The sequence below is a fragment of the Candidatus Binatia bacterium genome (assembly GCA_029243485.1).
GTDB lineage: Bacteria > Desulfobacterota > Binatia > UBA12015 > UBA12015 > VGTG01.
Window position 1 is genome coordinate 67,651 of the sequence record JAQWRY010000053.1, and the last position, 14,167, is coordinate 81,817.

A 14,167-nucleotide genomic window follows, 5' to 3' on the forward strand; every position below is an offset into this window, starting at 1 on the left:
ATTGCGGGTCTGTGATTCGTATAGTAGGCGAAGCCCCGATCCCCGGTAGCTCAGTTGGTAGAGCAGTCGGCTGTTAACCGACTTGTCGCTGGTTCGAGTCCGGCCCGGGGAGCTTTTCATTTTCGCACCACAGCGGAGGAGAACCATGAGCACGCGCGTTGCCCGTACCCTTACCCTCGCCGCTCTCTGCGGACTCGTCGTCGGGACACCAGCGAACCCGGCGCAGGCAGCCTGCACCTACAGCGTGGGCGAGGATCCCGTGAAGGTCGAGTGGACGGCCTTCAAGCTCACCGAGAAGCTCGGCGTCACCGGGACCTTCAACACCACCACGCTCAGCGGCCCGACCGAAGCCGCCTCCCTGGTCGATCTCGCCAAGGGGCTATCGATGGAGATCGACGGCACGTCGATCGAGTCGGACAACCCGGGACGAAACGCGACGATCAGCCAGTTCTTCTTCCAGGAATTCGCCTCGTCCCCCAACATCACGGGCAAGGTCGAGAGCGTCGACGGCGACGACAGCAAGGGAACGCTGAAGATCGCCGTCACGATGAACGGCGCGACGAAGGCCGTCCCCTTCGCCTACACCATCTCGAAAGACCACGGGGTCGAGGCCACGGCCACGATCGACATGATGGACTTCGCGATGCAGAAGCCCTTCGATTCACTTCACCGCGCCTGCGAAGAGCAGCACACCGGCGAAGACGGCGTGTCCAAAACCTGGACGGACGTCGTCCTGAAGCTCAGCGGCAAGTTCGCCGAATCCTGCAACTGATCGCGGCGACACACGCGCCGCAGTCCACCCGTGGCGCGAGCACGACCCGGATCATTCGGTACCCGACACCCAGCCCATTTCGGGAGCGCCCGCTACGATCCACAGTCGGATGATCTCGCGCAGGTACGACTTGAGCTTGCCCTTCTGGAACGGCATGCGCTCGCCGAGACTCGGCTCGAGTCCGCCTTGCAGCTTCTGGTACAGGTAGCTCGTGCCCTCGTTCCCGGCCGTCACTCGCAGCCAGCCGAGCTGACCCGCCGCGAAGTTCACGGGGGGCACTCCGACGAGCGAGGGGTACGACGCGCCGGTCTCGAGTAGCAGTCCGCCGGCGAACGTCTGTGAGTCGTGACAGCCGCTGGTGGCGCAGTTCTGATCCAGGATCTGCCTCTGAATCCGATCGAACGTCCCCGAGTACAACGTCTGCGGATCACACCCCGTCGGTGCGGGCTTGCAGATGAACTTCATCGCGTCCTTGTCGGTGAACGTCTTGCCGGCACTGATGTCGAACTCCGACTGCGTCGTCATCTTGAGCTTCTTCTTGCCCGACTGACACCGGTTACCCGGGAACGGGCCGCGCACACGCACCGTGATGAAGCTCGTTCCGGTGCAGTCGTCCGGGTCCGTGTTCGGCAGATCCAGCTCGTTGTCGATCCGATCCTGGATCGCCTGAAAATCCGGGTCGAACTTCGGATCTCCGTTGTCCGCCGAGTGATCGACGAAGATCGACTCCACTCCGCTCAGCGTGCAATTCGCAATGGAGGTGTCGTTCACGCACACGCCCAGGTCGAACGTACATTGACCATCGATGGTCGCGTCCGAATCACAGGCCGGATTACCGTCCACGCAGATGATCTTCCGCTGGTTCGCCGGCAACACGACCGAGGTTTCGAATACGGCCAAACAGTCCGTCTTCTTGCTTCCTCCGCCACCGACCGTGGTCGCAGCAGCGGGCGCGGCAACGAGCCACCCGCCGAGCAACACCGCTCCGAACACCGACACTCGCCCCTGCATCCGTTTGATCAACACTTCCGTGACCTCCCCCACGGGAACCTCCCGTTTCTCTCGCTCGGCCCCCCGCCCTCCGAGCCTATCGGGCTCGCCCCAAAAAGCTGCGGCCGCGAGTGCCCTCAGAGCGTGAACAGCCCTCCGAGGATCGTGCCAAAGACAGCGAGAAACGTAACGACGTCAGTCGCACGGATGCCATTTTTTTTCCCGGATCGGTTCATGTGGGCGTCGTTCCTTAGTCATTCGACAGGGCCCCCGGCGTTGCTTCGGAGGCTCGGTGTCGGTCTCAATACTTCTGTGCCTTGCGTCACGCTGCGGCATCTACTGAGCGACCTGCACATCCCGGTGGCGAGACGATGCCGGAATCGTCGAGACTGCGACGCTGTAGCGCGATCTGCAGCGAGTCTTCCTCAGACGCAGGGAGGGACGCAAGACCGAAGTTGTCTCACACCGTCTCGCCCTGCGAGACGGACGCTAGACCTCAGTCGCGGCGCGGCGCCGCGTGCACCGTCTTGTACCGAGCGAGCTCGACTTTGCCTGGAGCGAAGCCGCGCGGCTTGCGCACATCGGACTTCTGCGCGTAGTGCACGGCGACCCTTCCCCCTTCCCGAGCGCGCGAGTGTCCGGCCGCGAGGCCCGCGGCATGCTGCAGCGTCTCCTTCGGGGGGCGCGCCTCGCCGTCCGGGTTTCGAATGACCACGTGAGAGCCGGACTCCGAAGCCACATGCAACCAAAAATCCTTGGGCTCCGCGAGGCGGACGGTCAGTGTGTCGTTGTCCTCAGCACTGCGGCCCACCAGGATCGTCCACCCGTCCGCCGACACGATCCGCTTCGCGACCGAGCGGCCCTGATAGATGCCCTGCTCGGGATCGCTCGGAGGCGGAGGGCCTTTGGGTGCGCGCGCCATGGGGAGTACGCGGTGCATAGCATTCCAACGTCTTTACCCCGAGAGCTCCTGGCGCATCCCACTCCACAAATGAAACGCTCGCTTCTGTTCCTCGGGATGTTCGCCCTTCTCCTCGCCCCGGCTCCGCTAAGGGCTGCCTCCGAGTGCGCCACCGAGCTCTCGGCCCTCTGCGCGGCCGAGTCCGCGACGCCCGAGGAGTTCGTGGCGTGCGCCCGCGCCAAAGACGGGCTGCTCTCCGAAGCCTGTCAGGCCCAACTCGCGCAGGGCCGACGTCCGTTCGAAGAGCGGCGAGCCAGGCGCCGAGCCGAGCTTCGCGATGCCTGCGAAGCCGAGGTCGAACGCCTCTGCGTCGGCGTAAAACGACGGCCGAAGCCACTCGCGCACTGCCTCGACGCGAACCGCGACGAGGTCTCTGCCCGCTGTCTCGGCGCGGCCGGGCGATTCATCGCGCGACACACGTCCTAAGCCCAATGCCGTCGACACGGGGGAGCGCAGAGCGCCTCGCCCGGAGCCTCACCCAAGAGGCGCCGCGAGCCGTCGCCGACGAACATCGAGCCATGTTTCGCAAGAGGCGCAAGGCTTCGAAGTAGGGAGGTTCCTTAATCTCGGCGGCTTCTCTAATCGGCACTCTTGTCGCGCCTCGTCGGGGAGCTTTCGGTGGTTCGTCTTGATCTTCGGCGGGCACGAGGGCTTCTACTGATTTCGGCCGGGCGCGGGAGCCACTGCCGGTTCCCGTTCCCCGATCGTGCACAGCAGCACCACCGAGCACTTTCACCGTTACTGGGCGCGGGCAATGCCTAGTCGGCCAGTACCTCGTCGGCGAAGTACGCGGCGCCCAGCAGCGCGGCCCGGGGATTCGTGGAGACCCACACGTCGAGACTCATCATCATCTCCGTGAAGCGACCCTTGTCCGTGAAGCCCCGTAAAAAACTGCCGTTGGTCAGGAACGACAAATTCTTTGGTGCGATACCGCCGCCGACGAAGACGCCGCCGTATGTGAGCGCCCGCAGCGCCATGTTGCCCGCCTCGGCGCCGTAAAGCTCGCAGAAGAGATTCATGGTGGCCAGACAGATGGCCTCACCGGACTCCGCCGCTTCCCCCGAGACGGTGGCACTCGGATCGCCCGCGGCGATCTTCTCCGCCAACCAGGCGGGCTCGGTTTGCCGACCGGTGTCCCGCAGGAACTCGTAGATCTCGTAAACCCCGGGCCCGGACAGCACCCGCTCGCAGCTCACGCGTCCCCCCAGCTTCCGTCGGAGGTAGTGCAGGAGATCGACCTCTTGCTCTGTGCGCGGCGCAAAGTCGGAGTGGCCGCCTTCGGTCGCTATCGGCCGATGACGCCCTCCGTCCCAGTAGAGGTAGGCTTCACCTAGGCCGGTCCCCGCAGCAATCACCGCAATGTTGCCCCGACGACGCGGGCGTCGGCCCACGTTCAGCTGCACCAGGTCCGACTTCGGAAGGTGGAGCACGCCGTACGCGGTCCCCTCGAGGTCGTTCAGCAACTTCACTCGCGGCGCCCTTACGGTGCTCGCCAGAGCACCTTCGTCGAGGCTCCACGGAAGATTCGTCGTCTCGCAGGCACCGTCGACAACCGGCCCGGCGACCGCGAAGCACGCACCGCGCAGCGGCGGACGACCCGCGTTCGAAAGGAACGGTTCGAGGATCTCGTCGAAGGTCTTCGGCCCCTGACTGGCGGCTTGCTCCTCATGGACGACCTCGATCCCGTCGTCGGTCTGCTCGAACAACGCGAGCACGGTCTTTGTCCCGCCAATGTCGCCCGCCAGAATCATCCCGCGCCCTTGCCAGTTCCTAAAGGGTACGCCAACGCCGTCCCGCCGCCTCAATCATTCGATCCGCCTCCACCGGCCCCCAACTGCCGGCCGCGTACTCCGGCAGCCAGCGTGAACCCGAGGCCTCCCAGCCTTCGAGGATTCCGGTGACCCACTCCCACGAGGCCTCGACCGCATCCCGACGCATGAAGAGCGACGCGTCCCCGACCGCGACGTCGAGCAACAAGCGCTCGTACGCTTCGGGGGACTGTCCGGCGAACGCGGTCCCGTAGTTGAAATCCATGTCGACCGGCGAGATGATCGCGTTCGGGCCCGGCTGCTTCGTCGCGATCTGAAGCGTCAGTCCTTCATCGGGCTGAATCCGCAGTACCAGCACGTTCCCGTCGACCGCCTGCTCCGGGTTCGCGTTAAACAACACCGGGGGCGCACACTTGAACTGGATCGCGATCTCGCTCGCCCGCTTCGGCAGCTGTTTGCCCGTGCGGATATAGAAGGGCACGCCCGACCAGCGCCAGTTGTCCACATAGGCCTGAATCGCGACGTAGGTCTCGGTCGTCGATTCCGGGGCAACTCGATCCTCGCGGCGATAGCCGCGGACATCCTCGCCACCGGACGTTCCAGGGCCGTACTGCGCACGGATCACATGCTGGTTCACTTCGGCACCGCGGAGCGGTCGCAGGCAGTTCAGGACCCCCATCTTGTGGTCGCGCACGACCTCCGCGTCGAGGGACCAGGGCGGCTCCATCGCCGTGAGACAGAGGAGCTGGAGGATGTGGTTCTGCACCATGTCCCGCAGCGCGCCCGCCTCCTCGTAGTAGCCGCCGCGCGTCCCCACACCTTCTTCTTCCGACACCGTGATCTGGACGTGGTCTATGTACTTCTGGTTCCAGAGCGGCTCGAAGATCGAGTTCGAGAAGCGGAGCACCAGGATGCTCTGCACCGTCTCTTTTCCGAGGTAGTGGTCGATTCGAAAGACGTCCTCCTCGTCGAACACCGCGGCGACCGTGTCGTTGATTTCGCGGGCACTTGCGAGATCGTGACCCACCGGCTTCTCGACGATGACGCGGGCGTACGATCCGTCCGGCGCCTTCGCGAGCCCCGCGGCCTTCAATTGCTGCACGCACGTCTCGATCGCACTCGGTGGGATCGAGAGGTAGAAGACCCGGTTCGCCGGAATCCCGCGTTCCGCTTCGACCTCCTCGAGACGGCGCTTCAACTCGAGGAACGCACCGGCGTCATCGAACGATCCGCGCGTGTAGAAGACGTTGCTCTCGAACTCCGGCCACCGGTCCTCATCCACGGGACGGCGGGAGTAGCTCTTCACTCCTTCGCGCGCGACGGTTCGGAACGACTCGTCGTCGAGGTCGCGCCGCGCGAAGCCCATCACCGCGTAGCGCTCCGGCAACAAGCCGTCGAGCGCGAGATTGTAGATCGCCGGCAGGAGCTTCCGCCGGGTCAGGTCACCAGCCGCGCCAAGAATCACCACCGTGCACGGAGCTGGCCCGGCCTGGACTCGGCTCATGTGAGACCCCCCTCAGACGATTCCCTCATCGCCGTACTCAATCTCCCGAAGCCCGCTCGACGTGCCCGCCGAACTGCATCCGCATGGCCGAGCAGACCTTCTCCGCGAAGGTGTGATCGCGCCGCGACCGGAAACGCGCGTAAAGCGCCGATGTCAGGACCTCGCAGGGCACGGCCTCCTCGATCGCCGCCTGAATCGTCCAGCGGCCCTCGCCGGAGTCCGCCACGACCCCAGTGTACTTGTCCAGATGCGGATCCTCCGCCAGAGCGGCCGCGGCGAGATCAAGAAGCCACGCCCCCACGACGCTCCCTCGGCGCCAGACCTCGGCCACATCGGCGACCTTGATGTCGTAGTCGAGATCCTTGCTCATCCGCGGCGCCGTTTCGGCGTCGACTTTGTGCTCCTGGTTGTCGACGTCGGCGTTCTCCAGGATGTCGAAGCCCTCGGCGAACGCAGCCATGATGCCGTACTCGACACCGTTGTGGACCATCTTCACGAAGTGGCCGGCGCCCGACCGGCCGCAGTGGAGGTACCCCTCCTCGGCGGTCTTGTTGCCGTTCTCACGACCGGGCGTGGCCTCGATGTCACCCCGGCCCGGAGCAATCGTCTTCCAAATCGGATCCAGATGCTGCACGGCGCCGGTGTCGCCACCGATCATGAGACAGTAGCCACGGTCGAGGCCCCACACGCCACCACTCGTGCCGCAGTCGAGGTAGTGAATCCCCTTGGGTGCGAGAGCTGTGGAGCGAGCGCGATCGTCGCGGTAGTAGGAGTTCCCACCGTCGATCAGGATGTCGCCCTTTTCGAGGTACTGCGAGACTTCGTCGACGACCTTGCCCGTCACGCCCGCCGGCACCATCATCCACGCGGCGCGGGGCTTCTCGAGCTTGTCCACAAAGTCCTTCATCGAGGTCGACGCAGTCGCGCCTTCCGCTTCGAGTTGCTTCACCGTTTCCGGGTTCGTGTCGTACACGACGCACGTGTGCCCATCGCGCATCAAGCGCTTGACGATGTTGTACCCCATCCGTCCGAGACCGATCATTCCGAGCTGCACGTGCGACCCTCCTTACAGATTGAAGGCGACCATCAGGCGCGCTCCATCGCGCGCACCTGGTCGCCTTCCTGAACCAAGACTACGTCGGCCATTCCGACGAAGAGACCCGTCCCGAGCACTCCCGGGATGGCCAGAATTCTACGTTCCAGACCGACGGGGTCGTCGATCGGCTCGACTACACAGTCGAGGATGAAGTTATGGTTGTCCGTGATGTACGGTTTGCCGCCGTCGACACGCAAATTGGGCGTGCAGCCGAGCGCCACCAGTTCGCGCTCGCACAGTGTGCGTCCGAACGGCACGACCTCGACCGGTAGCTTTCCGCGGCCACCGACGCGAGCCACGATCTTCTCGTCGCCCACGAGGATGATCAGCCGCTTCGAGGAGGCGGCGACGATCTTCTCACGCACCAGCGCGCCGCCGTACCCTTTGATCAGGTCCAGAGCCGGAGAGACCTCGTCGGCGCCGTCGAACGTGGTGTCGATTCGACCGGCCTCTTCGAGGGTCAGCAGCCCGATCCCGAGCTCGCGGGCCAGTGCTTCGGTCGAGTCCGAGGTGGGGACGCCGCGCACCTTCATTCCGTCCGCCACGCGAGCGCCGAGGGCTCGCACGAAGGCGGTAGCAGCGCGCCCGGTACCGAGCCCGACGACGGTGTCTTCATGCACGTACTCCAGGGCGCGCAGAGCGACACCGACCAGGGCGTCCGCCTCGCCACTCATGGCGTCGATCCGCTCACCTGGCCTACAGCGGCCTCCGTGTCGCTCATTCCCTCTCCTCTTCCAGCAATCCACACCCGGCCCCAGGACCGGGCCGACTCACGCTGCGTTCAGAACGCTGCGCTTCTTCTCAATCGCCTTGAGGAGTGTGTCGAAGGCTTGCGAGAACTTCGTTACTCCCTCCTCGAGCAGCTGGTCCGTACAGGCATCCATCGAAACACCGACATCGGCCAACGTCGCCATGGTCGCCTTCGCGGCCGCGAGCTTCGCGTCCCAGCCATCCTGCAACGCGGGCGTCGGCTTTCCACTCTCGCGGTACTCGTTGAAGGTGTCCGTCGGGATCGTATTGACGGTGTCCTGCCCGACCAGCTCATCAACGTATTTCGTCTTGGGGTAGGCCTTGTTCTTGGTGCTCGTGCTCGCCCAGAGGACACGCTGCGTAGACGCCCCCTTCGCCGCAAGCGCCTGCCAGCGATCGCTCCCGATCAGCTGGTGATAGCGGTCATACGCGACCAAGCCGTTGGCAACGGCGACCTTTCCAAGAAGCCCCTCGATCTCGGCCTTGCGACCCGGGTTTGCGGCGGCGGCTTCGGCGAGCTTGTCGTCCACGAGGCTGTCGATGCGGCTGATGAAGAAACTCGCGACGCTCGCGAGCAGCGAAGGATCGTTGCCCTTGCCCACCCAGGTCTCGAGGCCTTCCATGTACGCCTCCGCGCACGCCACGTAAGCATCCACCGAGAAGAGAAGCGTGACGTTCACACTGATGCCCTCGCCGATCAACGTGGCGATGGCAGGCATTCCCTCCGGGGTTCCCGGCACCTTGATCAGGACGTTCTCGCGACCGAGCAATTTGTGGACTCGACGCGCATACTCCACCGTCTTCGCCGTGTCCGCGGCGAGGTACGGAGAGACCTCGAAGCTCACGTAGCCGTCGCGACGCCCGGTCCTGTCGAACACCAGCCGAAGCATGTCGGCCGCGAGTTGGATGTCCTCGATGGCGACGCGTTCGTAGATGTCCATCGCGGAATCGACACCCTGCAGAACGTGGGCGCGAATCGCGGGGTCGTAGTCGTTGCTGTCCGCGATCGCTTTCTCGAAGATCGCGGGATTCGACGTGATGCCGAGCAGGCCGTCATCGTCGATCATCCTTTGCAGGTCTCCCGAGGTTATCATCCCGCGGCGGATGTTGTCGTACCAGATGCTCTGCCCGTACTTTTGAACGTCGATCAGCGGATTACTCATGACATCTCCCCGGGGCCGAGCACGGCCCGACCCCCCATCCCGTCGCGGCGCCCTCCGACTGCGAGAATCGAGTTCGGTACGGCTACGCCTCTATGATTGAGGGGTGCCAGGGATTTCGCGCTATTACAAGACGGATCGGACTCAACGAATGCTGTACGGGCGGAGCTTCCTGTGCAGCATGACCCGCGAGAGGCCCAGGCCCCCCGGCAGTCCGAGGGACGGCGCCCCAGGAGGTCTCCGATGCAGAGCTCCTCGAACCGCGCCCGGGCCTCCCGAAGAAGAACCTGGGGCCCCCAGGGCACGATCGAGGTGCCCGAGACCGCACCGTGCGCGCCCCAGGCGACCTTGGCGGGCAGATCTTCCGGCTCGAGCCGGTCGCCTTTCCCGCGTCGCGCCGGTGAACTCAAGCAGATCCCGCAGCGAGGCGCGCGCGAATCGTTGCCGCCTCGAGCCCGCTCACGACGAGCGTCTTGTCGCGACTGGTCTCACCGGCAACGACCGCGAGCGAGCTGCGCGCGACCCCGAGTGCCTGCGCGAGCACCTCGACCAGGGCCTTGTTGGCGCGCCCTTTCTCGGGTGGCGCGCGAACCGCCACCTTGAGAACGTCGCCGTACAGACCGAGGACGCCTTCCTTGCGCGCCCCCGGCGATACGCGGACGCGAATCCGCTGACCGCCACCGCCGGGTTCCAACCATAGATCGTCGAATCGAGAGCTCACTTGCGGGTCGGGTGAAACGAAGCCAGGGACGAAACTAGGGAGCCGGTCGCACGGAACTCAAGGCGGTAAGCGCCAAACGGGTTGCTCGTTTCGGGAATCGGACACTACAATCAACTTCCGGAGACAAATGAGAATGCTCAAATATAGAAGATCACTGGCCTTTTGTATGACCCTGGCGTTCGGCATGGGGTTCGCTCCCGTGGCACAGAGCCAGCCGACCGGGCGACAGACCACCCCCGACGGCAAGCAGGTCCTAGTGAACCGTGCTGAGGGCGGCCTGCAGTGGGCGATCTCATACTCTCCCAATGAGGGAACGATCACCGGGAACGTGTTCGACCCGAGCGGCGGCGACCCAAGCTACATCTGGTGCCGGCGCATCGGCGACGACGGCTCGTTCGACCCGGCTGCAATTGCGATCGACTGGCAATGCGAGGGCGCCAACGCGTGCACGATGTCGCCGTGCGATTCCTCGGGCTGGAGCAATCTGGGTGTCGTCGAGTTGGGGGGCTTCTTCTTCCTGCCCGCGCGCGACCCCTTCGTCACGCTTCAGCGTCCCGGGGCGTACTGCGATCCGTTGATCCTCGGCTTCGTCGAGGAGTTCGCCGGCAATCCGAGCTGGGAGGTCGACACGTCGATCTGCCCCTACGCGAGCATGACGCAGAACACGCGCACGCCGATCGAGGCCGGCGAGGACGTGTTCGTCCGCTTCTGGAACTGGCCGCTCGATGACCCGGCCGGCGGAACCTTCCACTTCACACTCATGCTCGGCGACGAAGTGATCTACTCCGAGACAGCCTCGATTCCGAAGCAGAGCGGGCTCCTCGGACCGCTAGACGACGAGAACAACCCGGCCGCGATCTGCGTCCGGCCAGACAACCCGGTCCCGGCTGGCACTCCGATCTCCTGGAACGTGCAGTTGCGCGAGGCACCGGGGGCCGAGGAGGCCCAGGTGGCGGTCGTCGACGGAATCCCGGACCTCGCCGGGCCGCTGCACCGGACGCCCGGAGTCGTGCACATGATCGAGGTCAGCGTTGGCTCCAACTGTGAGGGAGAGCCTCTGGGCCGGCGCCTCGTCGCGCCCGACGCCTGGACTCACGTGAGCCCCGGTCTCCCAGTGCTGCCACTCCCGTAGGAGCCGCTAGCCCGGGGTGTTCGCCCCGGGCTTGAGCGACTGCCGCCAGTTCTTCGGCAAAGGCTCGCCCTCGGGCAGCTTCCGGCAGCCGCTGAAATCCGGCGCCAGTGAGCAGATGGAGCCCTCGCCGGTCTTCGTGTCGATCCGCCAGGCCCTCTTCCAATCCTCCGTCGAAGCGGAGATATGAAACCGTCCCGGCTCTTCTGCCAGAGCCGCGTTTCCCATCGCGATCGCGGCGATCAGCATCGTCGTCCGAAGCACCCAACGCATCAGCATTCGCCCCAGAGTCAGCCGAAAAGGCTTGCCGCGGTGACACAGGCCAGGCAAGGGCGTCAACTCGCGGGCCCTTCGGGCCGGTGTTAGGGAATCGGTGTTCACGCAGTGCACCTTTTCTGAGCCGAGGAGACCCAAGCATGTCCGGAATTCGAGCGTACGGCGCCTACATCCCGGCGACGCGCCTCCCTCTGTCCCTGATCCAGGGACGCCCCGCGAAGGAAGGCGGCCCCGAGAAAGCCGTCGCCTATGACGACGAAGATGCGGTCACGATGGCGGTTGCGGCCGCAATCGATTGTCTGACCGGCATCGACCGCAGCGAGATCGACGGCGTGATGTTTGCGTCGACGAGCTACACGCTCAAAGAGAAGCAGGGCGCCGCGGTCATCGCGAAGGCCCTGGATCTGCGGCGCGACGTCCTCACGACCGACTTCTCCGGCTCGCTGCGTTCCGGCACGAGCGCGATCGAAGCCGCGTCCAACGCGGTCGCCGCGGGCACCGCGAAGAACGTGCTCGTAGTCGCAAGCGATTGTCGAATGGGCGCTCCGCGCGGGGCGCTCGAGTCGAAGCTCGGTGACGCGGCGGCAGCGCTGCTTTTCAGTTCCGACGACGTCATCGCAACGCTCGACGGTAGCTACGCGGTGTCCGACGAATTCCAGGACATGTGGCGCGTCGATGGAGAAGCCTTCACCCACGCGTGGGAAGATCGGTTCATCATCACAGAGGGCTACACGCCCAACATGATCGATGCGGTCAAAGGCCTCTTCGAGAAGAGCGGACGCAGTGCCAGCGACTACGCAAAGGCCGCACTCGTCGCGCCGGACGCCCGCAGCATGGGCGGCGTCGTGAAGCAGGTCGGCCTCGACAAGTCGCAGGTGCAGGACCCGCTCTTCGGCCGACTCGGCCACTCGGGAGCCTCGTTTGCACCCATCCTCCTCGTCGCCGCGCTCGAAGACGCGCGCGCCGGCGACCGCCTGCTCACGGCGAGTGCTGGAGACGGAGCGCACGCGCTCTCGTTCGAAGTCACCGACGGCATCGGCAAGCTGCCGCCACGCCGAGGCGTGAAGGGCCATCTCGATCGCCGTCGCCCCCTGCCCTCGTATGACACGTACTTGAAGTCGCGAAACCTCGACCCGAAGGAGTGGGCCGCCGGTGCCGACCTCGGATTGTCCGCCACCATTCGGTACCGCGAGCGCGATGCCGACATCGGTTTCGTCGGAGAGAAGTGCAAGAACTGCGGGCAGATCCACATTCCGAAGACCCGTGTTTGCTACAAGTGTCACACCAAAGACGAGTGGGAGCCCGCCCGATTGTCCGACAAGCGGGGCACAGTTCTCTCGTACACGTTCGACTTCTTCTTCCCGACCGCACAGCCGCCGACGATCATGATCGTGACCGAGGTGGAGGGTTGCCGCGTCCAGGTACAACTCGCGAATGCGAAGCCCGACGAAGTGAAGCTCGATATGCCCGTCGAATACGTCTTCCGGAAGATCCACAATGCCGGAGGCAAGGCGAACTATTTCTGGAAGGCCAGCCCCCTTCCCGCGGGAGCCTGACATGAGTGGAACCATCAAGGACAAGGTCGCCATCGTGGGTGTCGGCGCGTGCAAGTTCGGCGAGAACTGGACGTCGTCTCGCGAGGACATGATCGTCGACGCAGCATACGAGGCCTATGCCGACGCCGGGATCGAGAACCCGCAACAGCAGATCGAGGCCGTGTTCTGCGGAGCGGTCTATCCGCGTGAAGGCACCGCCGAGATCGCCGAAGCCCTGAAGATCTTCGGTAAGCCGATCAGCATCGTTTCCGACTACTGCCAGACCGGCACCGACGCGTTCCGCTTCGGCGCGCTCGCCGTCGCGTCGGGCATGTACGACACGGTTCTGGTCGTCGGCTTCGACAAGCCGAAGGATCGTGGTGTGTCCGGGCCCTCGGTCAACTTCGACCGCGTCCGCGGACTCCCCTCGACGCCGGCCGGCTGGTTCTCCCTCTGCGCCGCCCGCTACTTCGAGACGTACAACGCAGGCCGCGAGGACCTCGCCAAGATCGCGGTGAAGAATCACCACAATGGAACGCTCGCGCCAAAGTCGATGCTGAAGCGCGAGATCACGGTCGACGACGTCTTGAACGCTCGACTGATTTCGTGGCCCTTCGGTCTCTACGACTGCGCTGCGCAATCCGACGGCGCGGCGGCGTGCATCCTCACGCGCGCCGAGTCCGCCAAGAACTACCGCGATGACCACGTGCTCGTGAAAGCCGTCACGATCGCCGTGTCCGAGCACCCGCAGCGAGACCCCGAGTTCGACTTCCTCGGCTGGAAGCCGACACAGTACGCCGCGAAGGACGCCTACCGGCAAGCCGGGATCTCGGACCCGTTCAAGGAGCTGGACGTCGTCCAGCTGCACGACTGCTTCACGCTGACCGAGATGCTCACCTACGAGGACCTCGGCCTCATCGAGAGGGGTTCGGCGAAGGACCACATCGCGAGCGGCACGTTCGAGCTCGACGGCGAGCTTCCGATCAACACGGACGGCGGTCTCAAGACGTTTGGACACCCAACCGGCGCAACCGGCGTCCGCATGATCTACGAGAACACTCTGCAGCTTCAGGGTCGGGCCGAGAAGCGCCAGGTGAAGAACGCCACCATGGCGCTGAGCCACAACATCGGCGGTCCGCCGACCACCTGCGGCATCGCGATCATCGGGATGCCCTGAGAAGGGGCTGGTTCGCAGTGCATTGCGGGGCGTCGGCAGAAGTGTCGGCGCCCTGTTTCTCGTTTCGGCGTGCGTCGAGACGCCCTTCGTGGACAGGCAGCCGCGGCCGGAGACTGGGAAGCTCGCTCTTGGCAGTCGCAGCGCCCCACCACCGCTGTGTCTCGCGCTGCCTTCTTCGATTCGTATCCCAACGAGGATCGGGCCGTTTGGATCAGCGCACACGCCCTTCGCACCGACAGGCCACGCGAGGATGCGTAGGCGACCTGTCGGCGACGAACGCGTGCGCTCACCACTTTTTTGCCGAGATCTCCTTCATGACTTCGATCT

General features: G+C 64.9%; 14 protein-coding genes, 1 tRNA gene and 1 pseudogene. 6 read left to right on the forward strand and 10 right to left on the reverse strand.

Translation table 11 applies throughout. The features are described from left to right. Nucleotides 1-39: 39 nt before the first annotated feature. A tRNA-Asn gene (locus P8R42_15580) sits at nt 40-112 on the forward strand. Between the two features lie 33 nt (nt 113-145). Further along, a complete protein-coding gene (locus P8R42_15585) occupies nt 146-772 on the forward strand; it encodes a YceI family protein (GenBank protein ID MDG2306037.1) in 627 nt (208 codons plus the stop codon). 51 nt (nt 773-823) lie between these two features. Here the strand turns inward: P8R42_15585 and P8R42_15590 are convergent, their stop codons facing one another. Further along, nucleotides 824-1,816, reverse strand: a complete 993-nt coding sequence (locus P8R42_15590) for a hypothetical protein (protein ID MDG2306038.1) — start codon at nt 1,814-1,816, stop codon at nt 824-826. 442 nt (nt 1,817-2,258) lie between these two features. Further along, nucleotides 2,259-2,702, reverse strand: coding sequence for an NFACT RNA binding domain-containing protein (locus tag P8R42_15595; GenBank protein ID MDG2306039.1), 444 nt, complete (start codon nt 2,700-2,702; stop codon nt 2,259-2,261). A gap of 51 nt (nt 2,703-2,753) precedes the next feature. Between P8R42_15595 and P8R42_15600 the strand changes: the two genes are divergently transcribed. Continuing rightward, on the forward strand, nt 2,754-3,149 hold the full coding sequence (locus tag P8R42_15600; GenBank protein MDG2306040.1) for a hypothetical protein: 396 nt from the start codon (nt 2,754-2,756) through the stop codon (nt 3,147-3,149). A 332-nt stretch (nt 3,150-3,481) separates the two neighbouring features. Here P8R42_15600 and glk read toward each other — a convergent pair whose 3' ends face one another. From glk to P8R42_15630, 6 genes are all read right to left on the reverse strand, one after another. Further along, on the reverse strand, nt 3,482-4,474 hold the full coding sequence (glk, locus tag P8R42_15605) for a glucokinase (GenBank protein MDG2306041.1): 993 nt from the start codon (nt 4,472-4,474) through the stop codon (nt 3,482-3,484). A gap of 19 nt (nt 4,475-4,493) precedes the next feature. Then, complete coding sequence (gene zwf / locus P8R42_15610) at nt 4,494-5,996, reverse strand: glucose-6-phosphate dehydrogenase (GenBank protein MDG2306042.1); 1,503 nt, start codon at nt 5,994-5,996, stop codon at nt 4,494-4,496. Between the two features lie 37 nt (nt 5,997-6,033). After that, on the reverse strand, nt 6,034-7,050 hold the full coding sequence (gnd, locus tag P8R42_15615; protein MDG2306043.1) for a decarboxylating 6-phosphogluconate dehydrogenase: 1,017 nt from the start codon (nt 7,048-7,050) through the stop codon (nt 6,034-6,036). Nucleotides 7,051-7,082: 32 nt separating this feature from the next. Further along, the gene (gene rpiA / locus P8R42_15620; protein MDG2306044.1) at nt 7,083-7,766 is read right to left on the reverse strand and encodes a ribose-5-phosphate isomerase RpiA; all 684 of its coding nucleotides are present in this window, start codon (nt 7,764-7,766) and stop codon (nt 7,083-7,085) included. A 96-nt stretch (nt 7,767-7,862) separates the two neighbouring features. Then, nucleotides 7,863-9,005: a transaldolase gene (tal, locus tag P8R42_15625; GenBank protein ID MDG2306045.1), complete on the reverse strand. Its 1,143-nt coding sequence runs from the start codon at nt 9,003-9,005 to the stop codon at nt 7,863-7,865. 403 nt (nt 9,006-9,408) lie between these two features. After that, a complete protein-coding gene (locus P8R42_15630) occupies nt 9,409-9,723 on the reverse strand; it encodes a DUF167 domain-containing protein (GenBank protein MDG2306046.1) in 315 nt (104 codons plus the stop codon). 166 nt (nt 9,724-9,889) lie between these two features. Between P8R42_15630 and P8R42_15635 the strand changes: the two genes are divergently transcribed. Continuing rightward, the gene (locus tag P8R42_15635; protein ID MDG2306047.1) at nt 9,890-10,855 is read left to right on the forward strand and encodes a hypothetical protein; all 966 of its coding nucleotides are present in this window, start codon (nt 9,890-9,892) and stop codon (nt 10,853-10,855) included. Nucleotides 10,856-10,861: 6 nt separating this feature from the next. Here P8R42_15635 and P8R42_15640 read toward each other — a convergent pair whose 3' ends face one another. After that, nucleotides 10,862-11,131 carry a hypothetical protein gene (locus tag P8R42_15640; protein ID MDG2306048.1) on the reverse strand — a complete coding sequence of 90 codons (270 nt, stop codon included), beginning with the start codon at nt 11,129-11,131 and terminating at the stop codon, nt 10,862-10,864. Nucleotides 11,132-11,268: 137 nt separating this feature from the next. Between P8R42_15640 and P8R42_15645 the strand changes: the two genes are divergently transcribed. Together P8R42_15645 and P8R42_15650 are read left to right on the forward strand one after the other, a co-directional pair. Further along, nucleotides 11,269-12,684 (forward strand): OB-fold domain-containing protein, encoded by a 1,416-nt coding sequence (locus tag P8R42_15645; protein ID MDG2306049.1) that lies wholly within the window; start codon nt 11,269-11,271, stop codon nt 12,682-12,684. Nucleotide 12,685: 1 nt separating this feature from the next. Continuing rightward, on the forward strand, nt 12,686-13,840 hold the full coding sequence (locus P8R42_15650) for an acetyl-CoA acetyltransferase (GenBank protein MDG2306050.1): 1,155 nt from the start codon (nt 12,686-12,688) through the stop codon (nt 13,838-13,840). Nucleotides 13,841-13,986: 146 nt separating this feature from the next. Here the strand turns inward: P8R42_15650 and P8R42_15655 are convergent. After that, nucleotides 13,987-14,167 (reverse strand): annotated as a pseudogene (locus P8R42_15655) (IS3 family transposase).

Coding starts and splice junctions, on each gene's coding strand:
- P8R42_15650 (MDG2306050.1), top strand. CDS start 12,686: ATGAGTGGAACCATCAAGGACAAGGTCGCCATCGTGGGTGTCGGCGCG.
- P8R42_15640 (MDG2306048.1), bottom strand. CDS start 11,131: ATGCTGATGCGTTGGGTGCTTCGGACGACGATGCTGATCGCCGCGATC.
- tal (MDG2306045.1), bottom strand. CDS start 9,005: ATGAGTAATCCGCTGATCGACGTTCAAAAGTACGGGCAGAGCATCTGG.
- P8R42_15595 (MDG2306039.1), bottom strand. CDS start 2,702: ATGCACCGCGTACTCCCCATGGCGCGCGCACCCAAAGGCCCTCCGCCT.
- zwf (MDG2306042.1), bottom strand. CDS start 5,996: ATGAGCCGAGTCCAGGCCGGGCCAGCTCCGTGCACGGTGGTGATTCTT.
- P8R42_15585 (MDG2306037.1), top strand. CDS start 146: ATGAGCACGCGCGTTGCCCGTACCCTTACCCTCGCCGCTCTCTGCGGA.
- P8R42_15635 (MDG2306047.1), top strand. CDS start 9,890: ATGACCCTGGCGTTCGGCATGGGGTTCGCTCCCGTGGCACAGAGCCAG.
- P8R42_15645 (MDG2306049.1), top strand. CDS start 11,269: ATGTCCGGAATTCGAGCGTACGGCGCCTACATCCCGGCGACGCGCCTC.
- glk (MDG2306041.1), bottom strand. CDS start 4,474: ATGATTCTGGCGGGCGACATTGGCGGGACAAAGACCGTGCTCGCGTTG.
- P8R42_15600 (MDG2306040.1), top strand. CDS start 2,754: ATGAAACGCTCGCTTCTGTTCCTCGGGATGTTCGCCCTTCTCCTCGCC.
- rpiA (MDG2306044.1), bottom strand. CDS start 7,766: ATGAGTGGCGAGGCGGACGCCCTGGTCGGTGTCGCTCTGCGCGCCCTG.